The following is a 13402-nucleotide window of genomic DNA, read 5'->3' on the forward strand; positions in this document are numbered from 1 at the left end:
GATCGCCTCACTGCATTTTCTATCTTCGTTGCCTAACATTCTGGACACAACTGTCCTATATTCAGGCTCCCATTCCCGAGGAGTTCCCATGGCCGATCTGTCCGCTTTCCCGATCACCACCCGCTGGCCCGCCAAAAATCCCGATATCATCCAGCTCTATTCGCTGCCGACGCCAAACGGCGTCAAGGTTTCCATCGCGCTCGAAGAGCTTGGCCTTGCCTATGAGCCGCATCGCATCGAGTTTGGAGGAGAGGGCGTGAAATCGCCCGAGTTCATCTCTCTTAATCCGAATGGCCGCATTCCGGCGATCATCGATCCCAACGGCCCGGACGGCAAGCCGATTGGCCTGTTCGAATCCGGTGCCATCCTCGTCTATCTCGCCGAAAAGACGGGCCAGCTGATCCCGGCCGATGCCGCCGGGCGTTATGAGACACTATGCTGGGTGATGTTCCAGATGGGCGGCGTCGGGCCGATGTTCGGCCAGTTCGGTCATTTCTTCAAATTCGCCGCCGACAAGGTCGCCAACAATCCCTACCCGATGGAACGCTACCGCGACGAATCCAAGCGCCTGCTCAGCGTGCTGGAAGCGCGGCTGGAAGGTCGCCAGTGGCTGATGGGGGATGAATATACCATTGCCGATATCACCACCTTTACGTGGGTCGAGGGCGCGCGCAAATTCTACGGCGGCGCCGACGTGCTGGAATATTCGAGCTTCCCAAATGTCATGGCCTGGGTCGATCGTGCCCTTGCCCGTCCAGCCGTACAGAAGGGCATGGATATCCCCAAGCGGGATTGATCGCTTCAACACCTCTCGTCCGTCCGTGTTGACGACACTCGGGCGGACAGGCTACCTCTTGGGAAAAGAAGCTTTCTTGACGGGTGGAACTAACGTGGCAGGTAGACTTGTTGTTGTGGGCGGGGGGCAGGCCGCCTTTGCTTTGGTGGCCAAGCTCCGGGCGCTGAAGGACGAACGTCCGATCACCGTCATCGCAGCCGAGGCAAGTCATCCCTATCAGCGGCCGCCTCTCTCGAAGAAATACCTGCTGCGCGAAATGGACCTCGACCGGCTGCTCTACCGGCCGGAAAGCTGGTATGCCGAGCACAATGTCGATATCCGCCTGTCGACCGCGGTGACGTCGATCGACCGCGCCGCGAAAACCGTGACGCTCAGTGACGGATCGACGCTTGATTATGACGTTTTGGCGCTTGCCACCGGCTCGACGCCGCGAAAGCTGCCGACCAGCATTGGCGGCGATCTCGACGGCGTCTTCGTCGTGCGCGATTTCACCGATGCCGATCGTCTGGCCGACGAGTTGAAACCCGGCAAGCATGCGCTGATCATCGGCGGTGGCTACATCGGCCTGGAAGCGGCGGCCGTGGCGCGCTCGAGCGGGCTTGATGTCACCGTCATAGAAATGGCCGACCGCATTCTCCAGCGCGTCGCCTCGGCTGCGACCTCATATCTGGTCAAGGACATCCACACGTCGCGCGGCGTCGATATCCGCGAGGGTACCGGCCTTGTCCGACTGGTTGGCACCGATGGCCGGGTGACCGCGGCGGAACTGACCGATGGCTCGACCATCCCGGTCGATCTGGTGATCGTCGGCATCGGCGTCACCGCCAACGATGCGCTTGCCCAGGACGCCGGCATCGAGGTTGCCAACGGCATCGTCGTCGATCATTTCGGTCGCACTTCCGATCCTGCCATCCACGCGATGGGCGACTGCGCCGTTCTGCCCTGGAAGGACATGCGCATCCGGCTGGAATCGGTGCAGAACGCCGTCGATCAGGCGGAAGCGGTGGCGGCTCTGCTGGCTGGCGGCGAGGCACCCTATGAGCCCAAGCCGTGGTTCTGGTCGGATCAATACGACGTCAAGCTGCAGATCGCCGGTTTCGGTCTCGGCCACGACGAGACGGTGGTGCGCAAGGGCCAGCGCGAGGGCAGCGTCTCTGTGTGGTATTTCCAGGCTGGTAAGCTGATCGCCGTCGATGCGCTCAACGACGCAAAGGCTTATGTAACGGGCAAGAAGCTGCTCGACCTCGGGCTGACGCCGGATCGATCGATCCTTGAAAACCCGCAGGCCGATCTGAAGACGCTGTTGCCGTAAAAGACGCCCGCCCGTTTTACTGATGCTGGTTGAAAATCCGTCCCTTGGTTTCCAGCTGGAAACGCGGGAAGAAGAAGACGCCGAGCAGGGCGCCGGAATAACGCTGCTCGAGCCCAGTCGATTCGCCGATGCAGAAGACCGGCTGCTTCTGCCCGGAGGCCAGGATGATGGTGGTCGAGAAGCAGAACGACGAGGAGGTTGTTGCCGCCTGCTCGAAAAGCGACAGAACATGATTGCGATCGGCGCTGTCGTAGCAGCGCACCAGGTTGAGCAGGCCGCATTCGGCCTGATGCAGGCCGTGCATCGCCGCCGCACTCTCCCCGAGACGGAACAGGCCGTTTGACAGATCTCCGGACCAGCCTTCGGAAAAGCAGAATTGGCTGAGCAGTTCCTGCCCGCTTTCGCCCAGTGCGAAGGAATTGGCAGCGTGGGGCTGGGAAAGACCTGCTCTTGCAATCTTAAACACGGCCTACCCCGGTCTCTGCGCAATGTCCGAACGTCATTCGTCTGTTCCCCTTAAGGGTTCGAAAGAAACAATTCCCACTTCTCAGAAAAGATACGGGACGCGGAAAATACTTTACGCGATCCATAAATCTGAAAAAGGTAGAAAGCTCAACTTTCAAGTCTTGGCCGTTTTTATGCTCAAGACGAAACAAATTGTATGCGAGGAAAATCTATATGCTTTATGAGTTGGGATCAAATTGATGTTTGGTACACAGTTAATACGAAAAAATTGAGCATTTTTAGTGTCAATTCTTCCAGGCTCTGGATCCCCGTGAATCTATGGTTCACTTGGAGCGTTGTTATAATTGCTTTTCCTGTCGCTTCAATGGTGTTTTGACAAATATTTTACAATTTACAGTCGATGCGCGGAAAGTAGCTCAGGATTGCGAATGCACGTTATCGCGCAATCAGAACATGATTCGTGCATGGTTCTGCAATGGGGCAAATAGCGTAGATGCGGACTATTCTTGGGCCTATGGGTGCGCAGTGTCTCGCGAATGCAAAAAGGGCGGACCCTGCGGCCCGCCCCCTGCTCAATTCCGGAAACCGGAGTTGATTACATCATGCCGCCCATGCCGCCCATGCCGCCCATGTCAGGCATGCCGCCGGCAGCTTCCTTCTTCGGCAGTTCGGCGATCATGGCTTCCGTGGTGATCAGCAGCGAAGCAACCGAAGCCGCGTTCTGCAGAGCCGTGCGGACAACCTTTACCGGATCGACGATACCCATGGCGATCATGTCGCCGAATTCGCCGGTCTGGGCGTTGTAGCCGAAGTTGTCGGTGTTGCTTTCGAGGATCTTGCCGACGATGATCGAGCCTTCGTCGCCTGCGTTTTCAGCGATCTGGCGAACCAGCGACTGAAGTGCCTTGCGAATGATGCTGATACCGGCCGTCTGGTCGTCGTTCGCGCCCTTGAGGTCGAGAACGATCGAGGCACGCAGCAGAGCCGTACCACCACCAGGAACGATACCTTCCTGAACGGCAGCGCGCGTTGCGTTGAGCGCGTCGTCGATACGGTCCTTCTTTTCCTTGACTTCGATTTCGGTCGCACCGCCAACGCGGATGACGGCAACGCCGCCAGCGAGCTTGGCAAGGCGTTCCTGCAGCTTTTCGCGGTCGTAGTCAGACGTGGTTTCTTCGATCTGGCCCTTGATCTGCGCAACGCGGCCTTCGATTTCAGCCTTCTTGCCGGAACCGTCGACGATCGTCGTGTTTTCCTTGGAGATCGAAACCTTCTTCGCACGGCCGAGCATTTCGAGCGTGACGTTTTCCAGCTTGATGCCGATGTCTTCGGAAATGACCTGGCCACCGGTCAGGATGGCGATGTCTTCGAGCATGGCCTTGCGGCGATCGCCGAAGCCCGGAGCCTTGACGGCAGCGATCTTCAGGCCGCCACGCAGCTTGTTGACGACGAGGGTCGCAAGAGCTTCGCCTTCAACGTCTTCCGAGATGATCAGGAGCGGCTTGCCGGTCTGAACGACGGCTTCCAGAACCGGAAGCATTGCCTGCAGGTTGGAGAGCTTCTTCTCATGGAGAAGGATGTAAGCGTCTTCCAGTTCGGCAACCATCTTTTCCGGGTTGGTCACGAAGTAGGGCGACAGGTAGCCGCGGTCGAACTGCATGCCTTCGACGACTTCGAGTTCGGTGTCGGCGGTCTTGGCTTCTTCAACCGTGATGACGCCTTCATTGCCGACCTTCTGCATCGCTTCAGCGATGTACTGGCCGATTTCCTTTTCGCCGTTGGCGGAGATCGTGCCGACCTGGGCCACTTCTTCCGAAGTGTTGATCTTCTTTGCCTTGGCAACGAGGTCCTTGACGATGGCTGCGACTGCAAGGTCGATGCCGCGCTTCAGGTCCATCGGGTTCATGCCGGCTGCAACAGCCTTGCCGCCTTCGCGAACGATGGCCTGGGCAAGAACGGTAGCAGTGGTCGTGCCGTCGCCGGCGATGTCGTTGGTCTTCGAAGCAACTTCGCGGACCATCTGGGCGCCCATGTTCTCGAACTTGTCTTCCAGTTCGATTTCCTTGGCGACGGAAACGCCGTCCTTGGTGATGCGCGGTGCGCCGAACGACTTGTCGATGATGACGTTGCGGCCCTTCGGACCGAGCGTAACCTTAACTGCGTCTGCGAGGATATCGACGCCGCGCAGCATCTTTTCGCGCGCGGTACGGCCGAACTTGATTTCTTTGGCTGCCATTTTAAAAACTCCCGGGCTGGTGCCCAATTGGTTTTCTGGAATTGAAGGTGAAGATCAGCGGCTCAGATCAGCCGATGATGCCCATGATGTCGGCTTCCTTCATGATCAGAAGGTCTTCGCCGTTGAGCTTGACTTCGGTGCCCGACCACTTGCCGAACAGAACGCGGTCGCCGGCCTTGACGTCGAGCGCGATGAGCGTGCCCTTGTCGTCGCGGGTGCCAGTGCCGACGGCGACGATTTCGCCTTCCTGCGGCTTTTCCTTGGCGGTATCCGGAATGATGATGCCGCCCTTGGTCTTGGCTTCAGACTCGACACGGCGTACGACGACGCGGTCATGCAGAGGACGGAAATTGGTGCTTGTCATTGTCTAATCCCTCGATCAAATGACTTCACGGATCGTGAACCGACCCGATGGATGGATGTTAGCACTCCTGTTGCTTGAGTGCTAGCGGCCCCGAGATAAGGATGCTCGGGAGATGAGTCAAGAACAAGACAGCGCGTTTTTTTAAATCGAAACGCCGATTGACTCGAATTGCTATTTTTTGTTTAACGGCTGCATGGGGTCTGCGAATGCCCCACGAGGCGTCATGCCGGAATTTCGCGTCCACTCTTTAACAAAAAAGGGACGTATCATGGCCTCGTACAATTCCATTTCCGTTGAAAAGCTCGCTCGTCTGGCCGGAACCCCCAAAGGTCCGGTCGTCATCGATGTGCGCGACGATGAGGATTTCGCAGCACTACCCTCGCTTCTTCCTGCGTCCACGCGCCGCCCCTATGCCTCGGCATCGCAATGGGCGGCGGAATATCGCGGCCTGTGGGTGGTCGTGGTCTGCCAGAAGGGCAAGAAACTCAGCGAGGGCGTCGCCGCCTGGCTGCGGCATGCCGGTGCCCAGGCTGAGAGTCTGGAAGGGGGCGTTGAAGCCTGGACAGCAGCAGGCCTGCCGCTCGTCCCGGTCGCAGCGATACCCGGCGCGAACACCCGCAGTGGCTCCGTCTGGGTGACGCGCTCGCGTCCCAAGATCGACCGCATCGCCTGTCCATGGCTGGTCCGCCGCTTCGTCGATCCCGCCGCATCCTTTCTCTTCGTTGCGCCTTCCGAAGTGGAGGCCGTCGCCGACCGTTTCGCAGCGACGCCGTTCGATGTCGAGGGTGTGTTCTGGAGCCATCGCGGCGAGGGCTGCACCTTCGATACGATGATCGCGGAGTTCGGCCTGTCCTTTCCCGCCCTTCAGCATCTGGCGCTGATCGTTCGCGCCGCCGATACCGACCGCCTCGATCTGGCGCCCGAGGCCTCCGGCCTGCTCGCGGCCTCGCTCGGTCTCTCGCGGATGTTCTCCGATGACCTGGAGCAGCTGGAAGCGGGCCTGCTGCTCTATGATGCCTTCTACCGCTGGGCGCGCGATGCCACGCAGGAAAAGCACGAATGGGTGTCGCACGTGCCGAAGAAGGACAGGGATCATGAATGAGGCGGTGACAGTCACAGTCACCCTGCCGCCGCCGCATCCGACATTCGCCGAGGCCGCCAGGGTCTGGGCGAAGATCGGGCTGTTGAGCTTGGGCGGGCCGGCGGGTCAGATCGCCCTGATGCATAAGGAACTGGTGGAGGAGCGCCGCTGGATCTCCGAGAGCCGGTTTCTGCATGCGCTGAATTTCTGCATGCTGCTGCCCGGTCCGGAGGCACAGCAGCTTGCCACCTATATTGGCTGGCTGCTGCACGGTACGCGCGGCGGCATTGTCGCTGGCGTGCTGTTCGTGCTGCCGGGCTTCTTCGTCATCCTCGGCCTGTCCTCGGCCTATGCGCTGTTCCAGCAAACCGACTGGTTGACGAGCCTGTTCTTCGGGCTGAAGGCGGCGGTGCTGGCGATCGTCATCGAGGCGGTCATCCGCGTCGGCCGCCGGGCTCTGAAAACCCGCTTTGCGCTCATCGTCGCGGCGCTCGCCTTCGCCGCTCTGTTCTTTTTCGATCTGCCGTTTCCGCTCGTCGTGCTGGCGGCCGGTGTCGCCGGATATGTCGCCACGCGCCTGCAGCGGGCAACGGGCGAAAAAGCTGTTGCTGCGGCGGCAAGACAGGCGCTTGCCGACAGGCCGTCGGTCATCGACAGCAGTTTCCCGGATGTCGCCTCAAGCTGGAGCCGGACGTTGCGTGTCTTCGCTATCTGGCTGACGCTGTGGATCGCACCGTTCGTCCTCATCGGCGGGATGCTCGGCTTCGACAATGTCTATACCGCCATCGGCCTGTTCTTCTCGAAGATGGCGGTGGTGACCTTTGGCGGCGCCTATGCCGTGCTTGCCTATGTCGCGCAGCAGGCGGTCGAGGCCTATCACTGGCTGAAACCGGGAGAAATGCTGGATGGCCTGGCGCTGGCCGAGACGACGCCGGGGCCGCTGGTGCTCGTGCTGTCCTTCGTCGGCTTCATGGCAGCTTTTCGCGCCCCGCTCGGCCTCGATCCGCTTGTGTCGGGTTTGCTCGGTGCGACGCTCGCGACCTGGGTGACCTTCGTGCCGTGTTTCCTGTGGATCCTTCTCGGTGCGCCCTATGTCGAGACCCTGCGCAACAACAGGGCGCTGTCGGGCGCGCTGGCGGCGATCTCGGCGGCGGTCACTGGCGTCATTCTCAATCTGGCCGTCTGGTTCGGCTTGCATGTTCTTTTTGCCGCGGTAAACCGATCCGCGGCTGGACCTGTTTCCATGCCGCTGCCGGTCTGGCAGACCTTCCAGCTGCCGGCATTTTTCCTGGCGCTTCTGGCAGCCTTCCTGCTCTTCCGCTTCAAGCGCGGCGTCGTCACGACACTTGCCATCTGCGCGGCTGCCGGCTGGCTGATCCGGGGATTTTAGTGATTCCGCCGAATTCCGCGCCCGAAACCTTGGGATTCGGACGCCATTTTCCGGATGGAGACTTGTGTTTTCGCCGCCTGCCTGCGATGTCACCCCGACCAATTTTTTCTGCGGGAAGCCAGCATGGCCGTTCGGATCAACAGTTTTCGCGACATTGCCAGCCGTTACGATGTCGTTCTGTGCGATGTCTGGGGCGTGCTGCACAACGGTATAGAAGCCTTCAAGGGCGCCTGCGAAGCGCTGACCGAGGCCCGCGCCAAGGGCCTGACCGTCGTTCTCATTACCAATTCGCCGCGCCCGCATCCCGGCGTCATCGTCCAGATCCGCGGCCTTGGCGTGCCGGATACGGCCTACGACCGGATTGTCACGTCCGGCGACGTCACCCGCGCTCTGATTTCCGCCGGTCCGAAGAAGATCTATTTCATCGGCGCGGAAAAGGATTTCCCGCTGCTCGAAGGCCTCGGCGTCAACATGGTTTCGTCCGAGGAAGCCGAAATCATCGTCTGCGCCGGCTTTTTCGATGACGAAACCGAAACGGCCGACGACTACCGGGCAACGCTGTCCGCCATGGCCAAGCGCAAGGTGCCATTCATCTGCGCCAATCCCGACCTTGTGGTCGAGCGCGGCCACAAGCTCATTCCCTGCGCCGGCGCCATCGCCAAGGTCTACGAGGAACTCGGCGGCGAAACCCGGATTTCCGGCAAGCCTTACGTGCCGATGTATCGGGCATCGCTCTCGGAAGCCAAGCTCCTGCGCGGCGGGCTAGACCTCACCCGGGTGATCGCGGTGGGCGACGGCATGCCGACGGACGTCAAGGGCGCGCAGGATTTCGGCCTCGATGTTCTCTATATCAGCGCTGGCATCCACGCGGCCGAATACATGGCGGCAGAGAAGACCGACGAAGCCAAGTTGACGGCATTCTTGAAAAGCGAAGGCGCCACGCCGAAATGGTGGATGCCCAGACTTGCCTGATCGGCCTTGCTTGAACGGCCCGGCTTGATTGGAATGGCGTGATCGAACGGCATAAGAGATGACTGGCGTGACGGATATGACGGTTTTTCATCGCAACGAGACCCGCGAGCCATTGCCGCAAGCCCTGCGCGGCGGCGTCATCGCCATCGGCAATTTCGACGGCGTGCATCGGGGACATCAGTCGGTCCTGAACCGGGCGCTGGAAGAGGCGCAGGCGCGGGGCGTTCCGGCCCTTGTGCTCACCTTCGAGCCGCATCCCCGCAGCGTCTTTCGGCCCGATCAGCCGGTTTTCCGGCTGACGCCGGCGCCGCTCAAAGCCCGCATCCTCGAAGGCATGGGCTTTTCCGCAGTTATCGAATATCCGTTCGATCGCACGTTTTCCGAATTGTCCGCCTCCGATTTCATCCGCTCCGTGCTGATGGACTGGCTGCATGCCAGCCACGTGGTCACCGGTTTCGATTTCCATTTCGGCAAGGGCAGGGAGGGCGGCCCGGCCTTCCTGATGGCAGCCGGCGGTGAAAACGGCTTTGGCGTCACACTGGTCGATGCCTTCCGCGACGAGAACGCCTCGGTGGTCTCCTCAAGCCATATCCGCGGGCTGCTCGGCGAGGGCGACGTGTCTGAGGCCGCCGGCCTGCTCGGCTATCGCTACACGGTCGAGGCCGAGGTGATTGACGGCAAGAAGCTCGGCCGGACGCTCGGCTATCCCACCGCCAACATGCAGCTTCCGCCGGAAGTCGAACTCAGGAACGGCATCTACGCCGTGCGCTTCCGCCGCGCCGATGGCAGCATCAATGATGGCGTCGCCAGTTTCGGCAAGCGCCCGACGGTCGACAGCAACGGCATCGCGCTGCTCGAAACCTTCGTCTTCGATTTTTCCGGCGATCTCTACGGCGAAATCTGTTCGGTCTCGTTCTTCGGTCATCTGCGTGACGAGCTGAAATTCGACGGTCTCGATCCGCTGGTGGTGCAGATGAAGCAGGACGACGCGGAAGCCCGCGCATTGCTATCCGGCGTCAAGCCGCTCAGTATGATCGACAGCAAGATCGCATTCGCTTCAGATACAAACCCTTAAAAGGATGATCCCGATGGCCACCACGCCCCGCCGGCCCGTCAGCGCCATGGATGCCGCGGAAGCCCTGTTCAAGCCGGTCAAGAAGGTCGTAGCACCTGCCGTCGAAAAACGCGCTTTGCCGGAGACGAAGGAACTCGTGTCGATCAAGCTCGACAGCGCCGTCCTGCATTATTTTCAGGACGATGGCCCTGGCTGGCAGGATCGCATCAACGATGCGCTGCGGGCGGTGGTAGAGGCGAACCCGAAGGATTGATGCGGTTTTTCCGTCATTGCCTCGAATGCCTCGGAGATCGTGGAAACTTACCCCCCTCTGTCACTGCGTGACATCTCCCCCACAAGGGGGGAGATTGTTCTTTTCCCTTATGCACTCAAGGCTCACGGCTGATCTCCCCCCTTGTGGGGGAGATGTCGGCGTCGCCGACAGAGGGGGGTAGGTCTCCGCATTTACGAACTCAGCCGAAATGCTCCATGGAAGCCGCATCATGCACCGGATATTGCATTCCATCGCCATGAACCTCATCGTTCTTTGAAACTTTGCCGTTGTCATCTTCCTTTTCGCGTGAAAACCGCTTAAACAACCGGCCACCATGACCCGATATCGTCGATTGATACGTGATCAGCGAATTATTGGCCCGGCCTTCCCAGCGCTTTGATTGCCGCCGGAAGGTCCGGGTTTTCGGCGCTTCCCGAGGCGCCCTCCGTTTCCCTTATGATATCCCGTTCGCATGCGCGGCGACACGCGCCCAGATATGATTGCTGAAACCATGACCGATACTTCCGAAAAGCTTGATTATTCCAAGACCCTCTATCTGCCGGAAACCGAATTCCCGATGCGCGCCGGCCTGCCGCAAAAGGAGCCGGAAACGGTTGCCCGCTGGCAGCAGATGGGCCTCTACAAGAAGCTGCGCGCCTCCGCCGCCGGCCGCGAAAAGTTCGTGCTGCATGATGGCCCGCCCTATGCCAACGGCAACATCCATATCGGCCACGCGCTGAACAAGATCCTGAAAGACATCATCACCCGCTCGTTCCAGATGCGTGGTTTTGACTCCAACTATGTTCCGGGCTGGGATTGCCATGGCCTGCCGATCGAATGGAAGATCGAGGAAGCCTACCGCGCCAAGGGCAAGAACAAGGACGAGGTCCCGGTCAACGAATTCCGAAAGGAGTGCCGCGACTTCGCCGCCAACTGGATCAGGATCCAGTCGGAAGAGTTCAAGCGCCTGGGTATCGAAGGCGATTTCGACAATCCCTACACGACCATGGCCTTTCACGCTGAAGCCCGCATCGCCGGCGAACTCCTGAAGATCGCCAAGACCGGCCAGCTCTATCGCGGCTCCAAGCCGATCATGTGGTCGGTGGTCGAGCGCACGGCGCTGGCGGAAGCCGAGGTCGAATATGCCGATGTCGAGAGCGATGCGATCTGGGTGAAGTTTCCGGTAAAGGGCTTCGGTACTTTGGGATCGTCGGCGAACGAAGCAAACCAGAAGATGGACGAACTACGTGGTTCATCTGTTGTTATCTGGACTACGACACCTTGGACGATCCCAGGTAACCGGGCGATCGCGTTCTCGTCGCGCTACGGCTATGGACTTTATGAAGTCGCTACTGCTGAGAATGATTTTGGCCCGCAGCCGGGTGAAAAACTAATTTTTGCCAAGCGACTAGCCGATGAATGCGCGGCTAAGGCCAAGGTTACCTTGAAACCCATAAGAGATATTGATGATGGCGAACTAGGCGCAATGGTTTGTGCTCATCCGTTGGCTCACCTCGGCTACGATTTTCTCGTTCCCCTTCTCGACGGCGACCACGTCACCGACGACACCGGCACGGGCTTCGTCCATACGGCGCCGGGCCATGGCGCCGATGACTTTGAAATCTGGATGGACAATGCCCGGGCTCTGGAAGCACGCGGCATTTCGTCGAAGATCCCGTTCACCGTCGACGACGCCGGCTTCTACACCGCCGACGCGCCCGGCTTCGGTCCGGATCGCGAAGGCGGTGCCGGCCGGGTCATGGATGACAACGGCAAGAAGGGCAATGCCAACGAACTCGTCATGAAGGCGCTGATCGAGGCGAAGAACCTTTTCGCCCGCGGTCGTTTGAAGCACAGCTATCCGCATAGCTGGCGCTCGAAAAAGCCGATCATCTTCCGCAACACGCCGCAATGGTTCGTCTACATGGACAAGGAGCTTGCCGACGGCACGACGCTGCGCTCGCGCGCCCTGTCTGCAATCGACGAGACCCGCTTCGTGCCGGCAGCCGGCCAGAACCGCCTGCGCGCCATGATCGAGAACCGTCCCGACTGGGTGCTGTCGCGCCAGCGCGCCTGGGGCGTGCCGATCGCCGTCTTCGCTGATGAGCAGGGCGAGGTACTGATCGATGAAGCCGTCAACGCCCGCATCATCGAGGCCTTCGAGGCCGAAGGCGCGGACGCATGGTTTGCCGAAGGCGCCAAGGACCGGTTCCTCGGCAATGATCACGACCATGCCAGGTGGACGCAGGTTCGCGACATCCTCGATGTCTGGTTCGACAGTGGCTGCACGCACACCTTCACGCTGGAGGATCGCCCCGACCTGAAATGGCCGGCCGACGTCTATCTCGAAGGCTCCGACCAGCATCGCGGCTGGTTCCATTCGTCGCTGCTCGAAAGCTGCGCGACGCGCGGCCGTGCGCCTTACAATGCCGTCGTCACCCACGGGTTCACGATGGACGAGAAGGGCGAGAAGCAGTCGAAGTCCAAGGGCAACGTCGTTGCCCCGCAGGACGTGATGAAGGAATCGGGCGCCGATATCCTGCGCCTTTGGGTTGCCACAACCGATTACTGGGAAGACCAGCGTCTCGGCAAGGCGATCATCCAGACCAATATCGACAGCTATCGCAAGCTGCGCAACACCATCCGCTGGATGCTCGGCACGCTGGCGCATGACAAGGGTGAAGACATCGCCTTCAACGACATGCCCGAGCTGGAGAGGCTGATGCTGCATCGTCTGGCCGAACTCGACCAGGCCGTGCGCGAAGGTTACGACGCCTTCGATTTCAAGCGCATCGCCCGTGCCCTGATCGACTTCTCCAACATCGAGCTGTCGGCCTTCTATTTTGACATCCGCAAGGACGCGCTCTATTGCGACGCGCCGTCGAGCCTGCGCCGCCGTGCCAGCCTTGCGGTCATCCGCAAGCTGTTCGATTGCCTCGTCACCTGGCTTGCCCCGGTGCTTCCGTTCACCACGGAAGAAGCCTGGCTGTCGCGTGATCCCTCCGCCGTCTCCGTCCATCTGGAACAGTTTCCGCTGGTGCCGGCCGAATGGCGCGACGAGGCCTTGGCCGAAAAGTGGAAAAAGATCCGCACCGTGCGCAAGGTTGTCATGGGCGCTCTCGAAGTCGAGCGCCGCGACAAGCGTATCGGTTCCTCGCTGGAAGCGGCTCCGGTCATCCACATCGGCGATGCCGACCTTCTGGCGGCGATCGAGGGCGAGGATCTGGCGGAAATCTGCATCACGTCGGCGGTCACCATCGTTGCCGATAGCGGCCCGGCGGATGCCTTCCGACTGGACGATGTCGCCTCCGTCAGCGTCGAACCGACGCTGGCCGAAGGTGTCAAATGTGCCCGCTCCTGGCGCATCACCGCCGACGTCGGCTCCGACCCTGCGTTCCCCGACGTGTCCGCTCGCGATGCGCTGGCGCTGCGCGAGCTCGGATACGCTTCTTAAGGGA

At 60.4% G+C, this 13402-nt stretch carries 11 protein-coding genes; 8 read left to right on the forward strand and 3 right to left on the reverse strand.

Features of this window, described 5'->3' with window-relative positions; translation table 11 throughout:
* Nucleotides 1-88 precede the first annotated feature (88 nt).
* The gene (locus J2Z75_RS14460) at nucleotides 89-796 is read left to right on the forward strand and encodes a glutathione binding-like protein (RefSeq protein ID WP_209853479.1); all 708 of its coding nucleotides are present in this window, start codon (nucleotides 89-91) and stop codon (nucleotides 794-796) included.
* Nucleotides 797-890: 94 nt separating this feature from the next.
* Nucleotides 891-2108, forward strand: a complete 1218-nt coding sequence (locus J2Z75_RS14465) for an NAD(P)/FAD-dependent oxidoreductase (protein WP_209853480.1) — start codon at nucleotides 891-893, stop codon at nucleotides 2106-2108.
* 16 nt (nucleotides 2109-2124) lie between these two features.
* Here the strand turns inward: J2Z75_RS14465 and J2Z75_RS14470 are convergent, their stop codons facing one another.
* The 3 genes from J2Z75_RS14470 to groES form a co-directional block, all read right to left on the reverse strand.
* Complete coding sequence (locus tag J2Z75_RS14470) at nucleotides 2125-2574, reverse strand: hypothetical protein (RefSeq protein WP_209853481.1); 450 nt, start codon at nucleotides 2572-2574, stop codon at nucleotides 2125-2127.
* Nucleotides 2575-3168: 594 nt separating this feature from the next.
* On the reverse strand, nucleotides 3169-4809 hold the full coding sequence (groL, locus tag J2Z75_RS14475) for a chaperonin GroEL (RefSeq protein WP_209853482.1): 1641 nt from the start codon (nucleotides 4807-4809) through the stop codon (nucleotides 3169-3171).
* A 67-nt stretch (nucleotides 4810-4876) separates the two neighbouring features.
* Nucleotides 4877-5173, reverse strand: a complete 297-nt coding sequence (groES, locus tag J2Z75_RS14480) for a co-chaperone GroES (protein WP_037105991.1) — start codon at nucleotides 5171-5173, stop codon at nucleotides 4877-4879.
* Between the two features lie 268 nt (nucleotides 5174-5441).
* On the opposite strand from groES, the gene J2Z75_RS14485 reads away from it, so the two are divergent.
* The 6 genes from J2Z75_RS14485 (at nucleotide 5442) to ileS (ending at nucleotide 13398) form a co-directional block, all read left to right on the forward strand.
* The gene (locus J2Z75_RS14485; protein ID WP_209853483.1) at nucleotides 5442-6275 is read left to right on the forward strand and encodes a chromate resistance protein ChrB domain-containing protein; all 834 of its coding nucleotides are present in this window, start codon (nucleotides 5442-5444) and stop codon (nucleotides 6273-6275) included.
* Entirely contained in the window at nucleotides 6268-7644 is a 1377-nt protein-coding gene (chrA, locus tag J2Z75_RS14490; RefSeq protein WP_209853484.1) for a chromate efflux transporter, read from the forward strand. Before J2Z75_RS14485 ends, chrA begins: the two co-directional genes overlap by 8 nt.
* A gap of 123 nt (nucleotides 7645-7767) precedes the next feature.
* Nucleotides 7768-8616, forward strand: coding sequence for a TIGR01459 family HAD-type hydrolase (locus tag J2Z75_RS14495; protein WP_209853485.1), 849 nt, complete (start codon nucleotides 7768-7770; stop codon nucleotides 8614-8616).
* A gap of 76 nt (nucleotides 8617-8692) precedes the next feature.
* Nucleotides 8693-9691, forward strand: a complete 999-nt coding sequence (locus tag J2Z75_RS14500) for a bifunctional riboflavin kinase/FAD synthetase (RefSeq protein WP_209853863.1) — start codon at nucleotides 8693-8695, stop codon at nucleotides 9689-9691.
* Between the two features lie 13 nt (nucleotides 9692-9704).
* Nucleotides 9705-9944: a BrnA antitoxin family protein gene (locus J2Z75_RS14505; RefSeq protein WP_209853486.1), complete on the forward strand. Its 240-nt coding sequence runs from the start codon at nucleotides 9705-9707 to the stop codon at nucleotides 9942-9944.
* Nucleotides 9945-10455: 511 nt separating this feature from the next.
* Nucleotides 10456-13398 (forward strand): isoleucine--tRNA ligase, encoded by a 2943-nt coding sequence (gene ileS / locus J2Z75_RS14510; RefSeq protein WP_209853487.1) that lies wholly within the window; start codon nucleotides 10456-10458, stop codon nucleotides 13396-13398.
* The last annotated feature ends 4 nt before the right edge of the window (nucleotides 13399-13402 follow it).

Origin of the sequence: Rhizobium herbae (genome assembly GCF_017873135.1) — a bacterium.
In the GTDB taxonomy this organism is placed as follows: Bacteria; Pseudomonadota; Alphaproteobacteria; order Rhizobiales; family Rhizobiaceae; genus Pararhizobium; species Pararhizobium herbae.

Coding starts and splice junctions, on each gene's coding strand:
- J2Z75_RS14485 (WP_209853483.1), top strand. CDS start 5,442: ATGGCCTCGTACAATTCCATTTCCGTTGAAAAGCTCGCTCGTCTGGCC.
- J2Z75_RS14500 (WP_209853863.1), top strand. CDS start 8,693: ATGACGGTTTTTCATCGCAACGAGACCCGCGAGCCATTGCCGCAAGCC.
- groES (WP_037105991.1), bottom strand. CDS start 5,173: ATGACAAGCACCAATTTCCGTCCTCTGCATGACCGCGTCGTCGTACGC.
- groL (WP_209853482.1), bottom strand. CDS start 4,809: ATGGCAGCCAAAGAAATCAAGTTCGGCCGTACCGCGCGCGAAAAGATG.
- J2Z75_RS14505 (WP_209853486.1), top strand. CDS start 9,705: ATGGCCACCACGCCCCGCCGGCCCGTCAGCGCCATGGATGCCGCGGAA.
- J2Z75_RS14460 (WP_209853479.1), top strand. CDS start 89: ATGGCCGATCTGTCCGCTTTCCCGATCACCACCCGCTGGCCCGCCAAA.
- ileS (WP_209853487.1), top strand. CDS start 10,456: ATGACCGATACTTCCGAAAAGCTTGATTATTCCAAGACCCTCTATCTG.
- J2Z75_RS14495 (WP_209853485.1), top strand. CDS start 7,768: ATGGCCGTTCGGATCAACAGTTTTCGCGACATTGCCAGCCGTTACGAT.
- chrA (WP_209853484.1), top strand. CDS start 6,268: ATGAATGAGGCGGTGACAGTCACAGTCACCCTGCCGCCGCCGCATCCG.